This is a genomic window from Erwinia sp., assembly GCF_031978025.1.
Taxonomy (GTDB): Bacteria; Pseudomonadota; Gammaproteobacteria; order Enterobacterales; family Enterobacteriaceae; genus Erwinia.
Genome location: NZ_DALZCD010000133.1, coordinates 1 through 11,498, shown reverse-complemented (window position 1 = coordinate 11,498; position 11,498 = coordinate 1). Strand labels below are relative to the sequence as shown.

13 protein-coding genes and 2 pseudogenes are annotated in these 11,498 nt (G+C 47.0%); 1 reads left to right on the top strand and 14 read right to left on the bottom strand.

Annotation, left to right across the window (positions count from 1 at the left end; all coding sequences use genetic code 11):
• The 10 genes and pseudogenes from RTK32_RS12185 to RTK32_RS12140 all read right to left on the bottom strand — a co-directional run.
• Window positions 1-158 (bottom strand): annotated as a pseudogene (locus tag RTK32_RS12185) (acyltransferase); the annotation flags it as partial.
• A gap of 785 nt (window positions 159-943) precedes the next feature.
• A pseudogene (locus RTK32_RS12180) lies at window positions 944-2,042 on the bottom strand (IS3 family transposase).
• Window positions 2,043-2,313: 271 nt separating this feature from the next.
• Window positions 2,314-2,661, bottom strand: a complete 348-nt coding sequence (locus RTK32_RS12175) for a hypothetical protein (RefSeq protein ID WP_312044277.1) — start codon at window positions 2,659-2,661, stop codon at window positions 2,314-2,316.
• Entirely contained in the window at window positions 2,658-3,026 is a 369-nt protein-coding gene (locus tag RTK32_RS12170) for a tlde1 domain-containing protein (protein ID WP_312044275.1), read from the bottom strand. Before RTK32_RS12170 ends, RTK32_RS12175 begins: the two co-directional genes overlap by 4 nt.
• 357 nt (window positions 3,027-3,383) lie before the next feature.
• The gene (locus RTK32_RS12165) at window positions 3,384-3,761 is read right to left on the bottom strand and encodes a DUF2442 domain-containing protein (protein WP_409451087.1); all 378 of its coding nucleotides are present in this window, start codon (window positions 3,759-3,761) and stop codon (window positions 3,384-3,386) included.
• Between the two features lie 712 nt (window positions 3,762-4,473).
• Window positions 4,474-4,875, bottom strand: a complete 402-nt coding sequence (locus RTK32_RS12160) for a helix-turn-helix domain-containing protein (protein WP_312044273.1) — start codon at window positions 4,873-4,875, stop codon at window positions 4,474-4,476.
• A gap of 10 nt (window positions 4,876-4,885) precedes the next feature.
• The gene (locus tag RTK32_RS12155; RefSeq protein WP_040126196.1) at window positions 4,886-5,065 is read right to left on the bottom strand and encodes a Rop family plasmid primer RNA-binding protein; all 180 of its coding nucleotides are present in this window, start codon (window positions 5,063-5,065) and stop codon (window positions 4,886-4,888) included.
• Window positions 5,066-5,169: 104 nt separating this feature from the next.
• Complete coding sequence (locus tag RTK32_RS12150) at window positions 5,170-5,409, bottom strand: hypothetical protein (protein WP_312044271.1); 240 nt, start codon at window positions 5,407-5,409, stop codon at window positions 5,170-5,172.
• A gap of 645 nt (window positions 5,410-6,054) precedes the next feature.
• Window positions 6,055-6,714 carry a hypothetical protein gene (locus RTK32_RS12145; RefSeq protein WP_312044269.1) on the bottom strand — a complete coding sequence of 220 codons (660 nt, stop codon included), beginning with the start codon at window positions 6,712-6,714 and terminating at the stop codon, window positions 6,055-6,057.
• Between the two features lie 2 nt (window positions 6,715-6,716).
• Entirely contained in the window at window positions 6,717-7,787 is a 1,071-nt protein-coding gene (locus RTK32_RS12140) for a hypothetical protein (RefSeq protein ID WP_312044267.1), read from the bottom strand.
• 201 nt (window positions 7,788-7,988) lie between these two features.
• Here RTK32_RS12140 and RTK32_RS12135 point away from each other — a divergent pair, with 201 nt between their 5' ends.
• Complete coding sequence (locus RTK32_RS12135; RefSeq protein ID WP_312044265.1) at window positions 7,989-8,222, top strand: hypothetical protein; 234 nt, start codon at window positions 7,989-7,991, stop codon at window positions 8,220-8,222.
• A 216-nt stretch (window positions 8,223-8,438) separates the two neighbouring features.
• On the opposite strand, the gene RTK32_RS12130 is transcribed toward RTK32_RS12135, so the two are convergent.
• From RTK32_RS12130 to RTK32_RS21340, 4 genes are all read right to left on the bottom strand, one after another.
• The gene (locus tag RTK32_RS12130; RefSeq protein ID WP_312044263.1) at window positions 8,439-8,711 is read right to left on the bottom strand and encodes a hypothetical protein; all 273 of its coding nucleotides are present in this window, start codon (window positions 8,709-8,711) and stop codon (window positions 8,439-8,441) included.
• Window positions 8,689-9,219, bottom strand: coding sequence for a DUF2778 domain-containing protein (locus RTK32_RS12125; RefSeq protein WP_312044261.1), 531 nt, complete (start codon window positions 9,217-9,219; stop codon window positions 8,689-8,691). Before RTK32_RS12125 ends, RTK32_RS12130 begins: the two co-directional genes overlap by 23 nt.
• A gap of 569 nt (window positions 9,220-9,788) precedes the next feature.
• Window positions 9,789-10,298 (bottom strand): hypothetical protein, encoded by a 510-nt coding sequence (locus tag RTK32_RS12120; RefSeq protein WP_312044259.1) that lies wholly within the window; start codon window positions 10,296-10,298, stop codon window positions 9,789-9,791.
• 538 nt (window positions 10,299-10,836) lie between these two features.
• A partial coding sequence (locus RTK32_RS21340) for a DUF2442 domain-containing protein (RefSeq protein WP_409451086.1) occupies window positions 10,837-11,498 on the bottom strand: 662 nt, incomplete at its 5' end.

Genomic DNA, 11,498 nt, shown 5'->3' with positions numbered 1-11,498 from the left:
AAGGACTTTTTAGCCGATAACGTAATGACAAACCCACTGATTAAAAAGAACAAATCTACTCCGGTTGCTCCCCATCCAAAGAGTTTGTCTCCCATCCCGGGAAAAACATTGTTCACATTCCAGCGAAAATGAAAAAGCATAACGCTCAGGGCGGCCAGACCGCGAAGGGCCTACACACTTTTTAGTAAATCAGATTTCATCACGGCCCGGCTTGTCAGTTTTTAGTATTGAATAGGTAAGGATTGCGTATTTATACCATCAGGAATTTGATAATAAAAGGAAAACGCTCTCTGCCTATTGGGGCGAATCATCAATGGTGCCAGCCTTACGCAGGATTTCCTTTTGATCAGAGCAATTTCCGCTGCCTTATTGATTGCTGATCAATGCTGAAAAGCGCGCACGACGGCCCTTCATGCCATTGCCTGCCCGGCTGCGAGACATGCTTTTAAAAATCGAACTTCATGCTATCCCGACAAAGACATTCAGGATCTATTTTTGGCCGAATGCATTTATTGCATCAGAATAGCGTGCCGCATTTTTACCTGCTAATTGGATAATGTTTACGGGCTCACTGTCAGGTAACCGCCGGTGAGAAACTGCCTTTGCTGCGGGTAGAAATCATTAAAGAAGGTCAGGAGCAGCACGACGCAAAAACCGAAACAGCTACGACAGGCGCTGACCGACAGCGTGCCGCTGCTGCGAAAAAACCTACTGGCAGGACCCGTCCGCCTTCTCTCGCAAGCGGGATGCCTACGTCAACGTTTTCAAAGCAAACAATGCCCTATCCTATGGAAATCAATGCTGCATGAAGAATGGGCGTAGGTGCATATGTGGGATCTGGTTTCCCTGGATTAGTGCGGTGCATAGTACAAAAGACTACACAGAAACAGGCTAAAACGGCTTGATTGCTCACATGACCTGCCCCCAGGATTAGATACAACCGTCAGTTAGTAATGTCGGTTTGTTGACCTTCACATTTTCCATTTCGCCACCGTGCTGCAAACTCTGATGGCGTCTGATAATTCAGTACCGAATGTGGACGACACTCGTTATAATCCTGCCTCCAGTCGTTAATGGTTTTCCTGGCGTGAACGATATCGCTGAACCAGTGTCCGTTCAGACACTCATCGCGAAAGCGTCCGTTAAAACCCTCAATAAATCCGCTCTGAGTTGGCTTACCTGGTTGGATAAGCCGTAGTTCCACACCATGCTCAAAGGCCCATTGAGCGAGCGCGCGGCAGGTAAATTCCGGGTCCTGATCTGTTCTTATTGTCGCCGGATAGCCCCGAAACAACGCGATGCTGTCCAGAATACGCGTGACCTGAACGCCTGAAATACCGAAAGCAGCGGTGATCGTCAGACACTCCTTCGTGAAATCATCCACACAGGTCAGGCACTTGATCCTGCGACCGTTGGCCAGTGCGTCCATAACGAAATCCATCGACCATGTAAGGTTCGGCGCATCCGGGCGAAGAAGCGGAAACCGTTCGGTCGCCAGCCCTTTACGGCGTCGTCTGCGTTTTACGCTCAGTCCATTAAGGTGGTAAATACGGTATACCCGCTTGTGATTGACGTGAAGGCCCTCCCTACGCAGCAATTGCCAGATGCGCCGATAACCAAAACGTCTGCGTTTAAGCGCCAGCTAGTAATACGCCCTGATAAATGTGCATCAGCAGCCGGGCGCTGAGCATCATAACGGCAGGTCGACAGGGACAAACCTGTAAGCCTGCAGGCACGACGTTGCGACAGACCGGTCGCATCACACATCAACACCACGGCTTCCCGCTTCTGGCCAGAGCCACCTGAAGCGCCTCCTTATCCGGCATGGCTTCGGCAAGCAGTTTCTTGAGCCTGGCATTCTCTTCCTCAAGCGACTTCAGGCGCTTAACCTCGGGCACCTCCATACCGCCATACTTCTTACGCCAGGTGTAAAAGGCGGCGTCGGAAATGGCGTGCTTACGGCAGAGCTCACGGGCAGAAACCTCGGCTTCAGCCTCGCGGAGGATACTGATGATCTGTTCGTCGGAAAAATGCTTCTTCATGGGGATGTCCTCATGTGGCTTATGAAGACATTACTAACATCGCGGTGTATTAATCAACGGGGAGCAGGTCAGTATCAGGCCCGCACAGTAAACAGTGCGGGCCTGATACGTCTGGCAAGCCGTTAGGCGCGGCAGAGACATCTTAGAATCGCTCGGGTAAGAACGACTAAAATTTACGATACTTGCTCAGACTCGAGACTTGGCCTTTGTTCTATAAAACATCAACTGTCCTCTAACATTAACTACCAACACCTTGAATAAACGCTAAAAATCAATAATTTATATCACTTTTGGAGATTAGATAACTGTTAACTCCGCTCATAGAACACTCTTCGCTTGAGGCGTCACTTTTTGTAATAACCTCATAAGTTTTTCCGTTTTTATTATGGAAAACAAAGTGATAAACTTGGGTGTACAGGTCTTTCTCTTTCTTTTCAGAAGACAGCAGGGTTACTTCAGTTTTTGATTCATCCAAATCTGGTATATCGACAATACCCGTGTTTTTTAACCACCCTTCAGTCATATTCATGGGCCATGAATGACAGTCAGGTGCTTTAGGCTTCGCTACAGCCAGAAGGGGTACAAAAGCCAATACCACTATTGCCAAATTTACTTTCATCTAACCACCTCAACGCTTTTATCACCGCTATTCCATATCAATTGTCTGATTGGTCCCGGAAGAACAATACAGCCATTGGAGGCCATGCCCGGATGCTTCATGCTGTCGCCATGTATTAAGAAACCAGCGCGCCCAAACATATTGTTTTTGGGATCTGGTTGCAGCCTTATCGAATAGTTACCGGTATGAGGGTGATGAAACGGATGTCCGATTATCGAATACTTTCCTTTAGGCAGGGGGCCAATATTTGGAGTACCCTCCATGTTTGGGTTGAACTTACCAGGTCCTTTTCCTGCGTAACCTTTCGCAACAAGATGACCGTTCCTCGTCAAATCCCCTGTACTCTGCTGGAATACCCAAGTCACAATTTACCCTCATGATCCTGTTAAAGTTTACTCGTTAATATTCTAAATAAAAGAACTGCCCTTTAATAGAGCATACCAGTTATAAAGATGTTTTAGGGAAGAAAAAGGGAAAGTTATAGATCATGGCGTTTTGACCAACAGCGACAGTTTTACGCTGGGTGCAAATTCTGCCATTTTGCAATTTCTATCCTCTGTTTGAATCCTAGGAAAATTTCGTACATACGAAATTCAGGTTATCGGGCTGTGCCTGATGAAGTTGCTTTGGAATGCCGGCGGTACTCCAGAGACAAATCTTGTCCCGTTGTTTTGTCGTCTGCGCAGCGTGGCGGTGCTACAAAACATATCCTGTCCCGGGCGTCAGGCTTTTTTAACGAAACGGACCCGGACTGTCTGCAGCGGTCGTGTCACCAGAAACCCCTCAAGAGACAAATCCTCGTCCAGCTCGTCCCAGTGAATAACACCAAGGCTCGGCTCAAACTTTGCCAGCTGCTCAGCGCCGGCATTTTCCAGCACGGGAAAATACGCCAGCGGAATGCCCAGGGTATGTCCGTCGCTCAGCTGCAGCCACATATTCCCGCCATTAAAATCTGCTGCCGTGATTGAAAAATCCATGAAACCCTCCGGTTGACCGTTCTGAATCCTCATTGATAGTATGTCCGGGTAGTCCTGTCGTCCATGACGACAATCAATGATCTCACTGCCTGAGAGGATCGCCTTCGGGTAGCTGTACAGCATGCTCCCGCAGCCTGAAAGGGAGAACGCAAAGCGTGGTACATCTGCTTACCCCTGGAAGCAGATATCGTCAACAACAGCGCACCTACGACGCGACGATGAGGGTTCCTTTTACAAGGCAGTGAAGAGCACAGTCTGTCCTGCCATCCGCTGTCGGTATTTACGTGTCGGTAACCATTACGACGACAAGCCTGTAACAGGTCTGTCGCGAAAAGCTTACTATTCCTGCTGTCACCATTACGTCTTCCGGAAAGCACATGTTTGCAGAGGCAAACGCGCCTCCGGACTGAACGGCGTCACTTTGCTGCCCGCGAGGCGGGTACAAAGTGACGCGTGAAAAAACCACGCTGCAGCCCCTGCGGCACAACGCCTGACGGCGATTTCCACAATCTGACATGCACGTATTACGTGTTTTCATACGCCCTGAACGGGCTTTTAACCACAACGCTGCCGGCGCGACCGCAGGCAGGTTTCATTAAGAAAGGAGAAAGATCGGCTCGGTATCGATGGCGACACCAGGAGACTGGTGTGTGGAGGGAGTCTGACGCAAGTCACCCCGGCGTAAGCCGCGAACAGGTCAGCGACCTGGGGAAACCTCGCAAGAACTCAACAATTCGTCACCCCGATGCACAGATACCAGCTGAGTCGCAGGAAGCGCAAAAGCAACCGCGCCGTCGGGGCCAGAATTACCAGAAAAGCAGGTGCTGTCAGTCGGCTATTTCCAGAACTGCCACCATTTGCCGGCAGGCAAAACGGGCAGTGCTGTCTCTTTTTTATGTTCGAGGAGATGCAGGGACTGCTTAAGGCTGTCGATATGCGACTCCTGAGCAGAAACCAATGTACGGAGGTGTTCAACTTCCTGTTTCAGACTATGAACGAGCTGTTCATTAGCTATATCAGATACTGTAACACGCTGTTCAGAGACCTGTTCCAAAGGCTGTTCAACAACAGTCGAATAGATATCGCCAAAAACACGAATAAGCTCTGATATATCTATCATTTTTGAGTTGCGTACACCTGCGCAGGTAGACAGTTCACCTGTTTTAATAAGCCTGTGCAGCGTTGTCCTGCTTTTGCCTGTAAGCCTGGCTGCCTCGCTGATAGATACTTTTGCCATGCGGATACCGTTATTCCTGATTTAACTTTGCCAGAAGGCCGGCATGAAGGCGCTCGGCGTCCTCATGAAGCCGTTCACACATGTCCGCTTCTGTATCCAAATCCAGCTCGTTGAGCTTCTCCAGCAGAAGCAGACTTTGTCCCTGGATGAATTTTGCCATGTTCAGGGCCGTTTTATGATGTTTGGACACAGAAACGCTCCGGAGTGAACGTGCCACGGACACAGAACGGGTGAAATGACGCTTCCTCGGTTCCCCTGGCTGCGCCAGACGAACGCTGCGGCGAGCGTTGCGGGTTAACGACGAAAGGGCTTGGGTTTGCTCCAGGCGAACTCAGCGGCCTGTCTCTCGTCCGCACGGGCCTTTTTAGCGGCCTCTGCCTCACGCTGTCCCAGCAGCTGATTACGGGCCACACGCAGCACCTCTTTTTTTTCGGGGCCGGACAGCTTTTTGCCTTTTGCCCGCTCTGCCGCAAACACAGCGTCATCGAGAAACTGCTTCTCTGGTTTAGATACAACATGCAATCTTCCGGACATACATCCTCCAGGTCAACGTCAACAGCACCCCCCTTTCCCCCCGAGCCAGGCCCCCCGGTCCCCCGGTTTTCCATAGGCTCCGCCCTCCTGACGAGTTTCACAGAAATCACCGATTTCCGGTACTCAAATCAGAAGGACGAAACCCGACAGGACTTAAAGATGCCGGACGTTTCCCTCCGGCGGCTCCCTCGTGCGCTCTCCTGTTCCCACCGTACAGTGTACCCGTGTCTTTCCGCTGTTATGGCCGCGTCTTCTCATTCCACGCCTGACACTGGGTTCTGCTTAGGTGGTTCGCTCCAAGCTGGGCTGTGTGCACGAACTCCCCGTTCAGCCCGACTACCACGTCATGTTCAGGTAACTGTTCTCTTGCGTCCAACCCTGAACAGACACGACAAATCGCCATTGGCGGTAGCCAACGGTAACGGGTGTACAAGATTATCTAGCTGAGAGTTCTTGAAAAAGTGTACCAACCAAGGCTACACTAGAAGTACAGAATTTGGTTTCAGCGGTCTTGTACACCCTGTTACCACGGTTCAGAAGTTCCCCAACTTACTGAACCCTCGAAAAAACCGACTCCCCAGTCGGTTTTTTCGTTTACAAGCATAATCTTAATAGCAAATACCCGTCAAGCTTAATGATACGTTGTTACTTTACATAGAAATAAGATGCTGAAAACCATTTTAGTGGTTTACCCGCAAAATCTTTTGAGAGTAACTCTCCTTTACTATTCATGGCACTAGCAGTAAAAGTTATGTAATACATGCCAGGGTAATTAGTGGAAACTATATAAGCCAGTTTCCTTTCTGCCCCAATGGGTACAGTGATTTCATTTATAGGGGGGTTTCCATCATTATTAACCGAACTAAAATACCTAGGTGACATTTCACAAAGTGGTATTGGAGTGTCTTTTTTTACTACAATTCTCGTAACTTTTAATGAGTCTTTATCTAGCTTTACATAAATAGCTTTATTACTACTGTTCTTAATGGTTACTGTTGGGGTTATGTAATAAAACCCATCACCTTTAACTACACTGGCATCAACAGAAAAAAAGGTAGTTTCCGTATCTTTTATTCTACCCTGCAAATCATCAAGCTCAGCTTTCGCTTTATCTCTTTGTTCTAATGCTCCATAGGTGAAAAAACCCCATGCGACTGTTAAAATAGCGCCTAATGCCAGTGCTATTTTATTGAAGTCATCAGCGCTAACCCTACCAGTCGTAGATGAATACATCCGACTAATATAATGTATAGCGACAACACTAAAAACAACAAAAATAACAACTCCAGCGATTGTAAACACCATATTCACTCACTTGATATTTGAGGTGGTATATCTTTAGGCTTGTCTTCATCGCTAAAGTCATTAGGGTTAGCTTCAACAAATTTATTATTTTGCTTTCTAGCCTTTAACTTTAGCTGTTCTTTAATTTTATTAATATTAATATTCTGCTTTATGGTATCGCCATGTTTTTCAACAAGTTGCTTTGCAACGGAGACTTCATCCTTGTAATTTTCATCCGCAAAAGCCACATTCATATCATCATTAACAATCATTGCCATCAGCAAGATAAAAAGCACACCTGATTTTTTAGATGGGGTTTTTAATCCTAACCAAAAATCTCCTGGAGACATAAGCATCTGCTGAGATGTCAATGTTAACATTCCGGCATCTGCCATAATTTCCATTTGCACCCTAATCTCATCAAGGGTTATATCCAACTCACCTTTGGCATTCTCATACATTAGAGATACTACTTGAATTCTATCAATAACCTCTGACAGTGACTTTAAAGCATGGTGATTTATATCTTCTTTTTGCTCTATCCTCAAGCTGCTATAATAACCGTCTTTAGTAATAAAGAATGATGACAACCAGTGGTATACATCCCTGGAGTAATCACCTAACGAAAATACGGTTTGTTGAGCAAGAAGAGATCTTGAAAACTGTATAGGCATTTCTTTTCTGTCGATTGGACTTCCCCATTCAACAGTTCTTCTAATGGAAAATGCTTCCTTTTTTTCTCTGAAAACCCTTATAGGGAGAGGGTCAAAATACACTCCGCCTTTAATCACACCAGGAATTATAAGACGATTCGTTAATGTAAAAACGACATCCCCAATATTCATATCTAAAATAAATGATTCAACTTGAGTCTTTACATTTACAGACATTTTTTCAAGTTCAGGAATGCCCAGGTACAAATCAGTTCTGTCTTTGTATTTTATCCTCTCGGAATTATTACCTAAAACAACATCATCTAAGTGGCCAATTGCAATAAATCCACCTTCGATAAACTGGCTTGTATACTTATACCCAGTTCCTGGCCTAACAACCCAACACTTGGCATTAAGATTTACTTGCTCGACTTTAATCATATTCATCATGTGCGCCGCCAAATTTAAATTATAAAAATCAACAGGTTAGCAAAAAGATGTGAAATAAATTAATTTTTCATTTAATCTAAGAAAATCCTTACCTTTCAGAGTGCGCACCCTAAGCCCAACGGATTATTACAGTAATAATTTAGCAGTTTCATATAAAAAATTAAATTTTAATTTCATAAAGGTATACTTATCATGGCTATTGTTATTGATAAAGAAAAGTTCACAGCATTACTCCCATTAATTCAAGGGTTAGATGGTTTTATTGGCAGCGCTGTTCAAAATACATACACACTAAAATGTAGTTTTCAAAGTGGATTTGCATGCCTGATATCTAGAAATGACAAGAACAGCAATCTTTCAGTCCATTTTGAAAAAATCGAAAAAGATGAAACTAACCACTTCATCATTCTTAGTGCTATCAATTAAACATCGGCTATCCAGATTTACCATAACATCCGGCTTGCGAACCTGTTATTGCTTTGATTTTTCAGAAGAACTGCAGGGAAGGTTAAAAAAGCACCCCGTGCGGGGTGCTGAAGAGAACTTTCTTAGGAACTACCGTAAAGCACCTGGTGTTGTTAATCCTGTTATCGACCTGATATCAGAAACCAACAGAGCGCCCCGGCTTTTACTGCAATCAGTCTATCCACGTTTTACTTTTTTAACTGCCGCTTTTACCAGCCAATACATGGCTATAGCGTAAAACGTGATAACAGTCATAAGAGAAAAAAACGTCACCGGATCCGTACCGGCTTCATATACGTCATCCTGGTAACCGCTGAAAATTTGGTAAAAATGTTCAACGAGCCACGCCGTCAACGGATAGAGCGGCATCCCATAACGTGACACCATAAAGGCCACAATAAAGCAGACGAAAAATCCCGCTGTTTTTTTAACGAATTTTGCAGTTTGCAAAGTTACTTTCTCCCTGAACCTCAACGTAGCCGTATGCCATCAAACCGTTTCGCGAACCCGGCACGCGAACTTTCTTTCTCCGGATCAGCGCCTGCCTTACCGTGTAGAAATCAGCACGCCGCACGAAGGTGATACACCCTTCACTTTCTCCGGAGCCGTCCGGCCGAAGGGGATGCAGGCGGAAGCCGCCACGGGCAACGCCGTTGATCAGGATAGAATCATTCATCGTTTCCGAATTAAAGAGCGCAAACCACTCTGAATGATTTGAGCTGTTCCAGGTGTCGACGGCCCATCCTCTGATCTGGTTCGCGATACTGCCCTCAGGGCGCGGAACGATCCAGTAGCGCCCAACCGGAATGGCGCTGTTAGGCCTGTAGGTACAGTTTGGATCGTTGGTATAAGGCTTCTGGCCGGAAAAGACCGGAAAGGTGCCCACGCCGTAAACGTGCAGCTTTGCTTCGCTGCCGCCCTTAGTCAGATCGTCGTAGGTCATTCTCATTAATTGCATTAAACGCTCCCTGTAAGTTATCAGGCATGCCAGTAAACCGGGCGATGCTATCACTCATGCAGGGTGAAGTTAACGGGCAGGCTGGCGTCCGACGGCAAAATCTCTGCCATACCTGCAGGTCACTCGCATTTACCATAACATCTCTTCGCCGCACCGCGGAAACCGCCTCAGCGCCATTTTGAGGCGAGCGGGCCGTTTCCGGCACCTTTCCCTGCCCGAAACCCTGAAAAACCGCCCTGATAAGTTTTGCGCAGGTGCATAGGCATGCACGAAAGTGAATGGCGGCGGGTTTCGCGCGGATGTTGGCACTAAGGCCGGATTTTCGGCAAAAAAGTCCGGGCGCGAGGCGACACAACGCCCGGAAAGCGAGGTTACAGGCACTCACCGTCCGGGACATTTTTATGATTGCCGGGCGGAAAAAGTATGATGCAGCCCCCCGGGAACGGCGAGCGGGGGCGCAGTTTACTGTGCCACCGCGAGGCGTTGGCCGGCGCCGGCAGGCGCGGCAGCTTAAATACCAAATTGGGATCTACATTTATAAAAAACCGGGGCATCGCCCCGGTTTTTCTTTAGCTTGCGCTTTCTTCTGGCCCAGAACTGTCATTGGCTACCTGCTCCAGCAGCTCTCTGACCCCTTCTGGGCCCAATTCTTTTAGCAATCGCCTCATATCCTGTACCTCTCTGTGCCATTTTTTCTGGCTTAAGATATGACGACATTGCAGGAAAACCTCTTCAGGATTCAGTTCCATTTTCTCCCTGTCTTCAGCTGTAATGAAGAATACGGACTGGTATGCCTTTTTCCCAACATCTGATTCGGTTTCTATTCTTCTATTAGAGACAGGGAAAAATGCCTGTTCAAGCGTATGTATCACTGCTGACGCACGATTAACGCCGTAGTCTGCAGGAACACTATAGCCCGTGGTCGTGATCGTATACCCTTCCATCATGACAAGAAGTGCACAGGCACATGTATCGCTCAGTTTCTCGATACGAGTGAGAGCAGCGGAACTGCTATCAAAACGCTTGCGTAGTTCTTCACGTGCAGAGACTGCACTATAAGTGTCTGAAATTTTACGCATACATGTCTCCCTTAAGAAGAGAAACACTGAATAAATCGGTTGAGAAACATAATAGAGAAGTCATGACGATTTTCCTTCATCAAAGAGGGAGCTCGCCTGCTTCAGAGAAAAGAAATGTGCATCAGTTACAATAAATCAGAGCAATTTCACTGGAAAAAAGCTCCTCTTTACCATAATAATGCAACACAATTTGTTGCATGTGGGTGCAAACCACAGGCATCAAATTTTTTCAGTCTCTAAAACAGACTGGGAGTAGCAGCTATCAGGTGATACGGTTCCTAGGCCAATACCTGATAGCTGCTTTTTTTTTTGCGGCCTAAAACATCGCCAGCTCATCCATCGTACTAAACCATTTATCAAGATCCTAATTAAATTGCCGGGATATCGGGATTTTTTCTGATTTAAGCGAGCTGAATCCATGCTAATGCGTTTTATACGTCTCCTGACCACCCTTACTCATGACGCGTAAAACCGCTTAAAACGCATTACAAGGCACGTGATAGTATGTGTGTGAAAATTTAATGACTCTCCAAAAAAATCACCTTCCTTCGTGAATGCGAGGCAGCGATTTTTGCAAAGGGTGAATGGTCAAAAGCCCTTTAAGAGCTAAATCTTCGTTCAGATCCTCCCAGTGGATGCCGCGCGGACTCAATTCGAACTTTGCCAGCTGCTCAACGCCAGCATTTGCTAAAACAGGAAAGTAAACAAGCGGAATGCCCAGGGTCCGCCCGTCGCTCAGCTGCAGCCACATCCTTCCATCGTTAAATTCCGCTGTCGTGATTGAAACATGCATTATCGCCTCCGGTTGACCGTTCAGAATGTCCGTTGATAGTATGTCCGGGTAACACTGTCGTCCATGACGACCACCAATGATCCGTAAGCCTGAGAGGATCGCCTTCGGGTGGCAACTAACACTCCTGCAGCCTGAAAGGGAGAACACATCAGTGTGGTACATCTGCTCACCTTTGGAAGCAGATATCGTCGACAAAAACGCGCCTACGACGCGACGATGAAGGTTCATTTCACAATGCAGTGACCGGCACAGGCCGTCCTGCCATCCGCTACCGCTGTTTACGCGCCGGCAACCATCACGACGATAAACCTGTAACGGGTCTGTCGCGTAAAGCTCGCTATGCCCTGCAGTAACCATTACGTCTTCCGGAAAGCACATGTTTGCAGAGGCAAACGCGCCTCCGGACT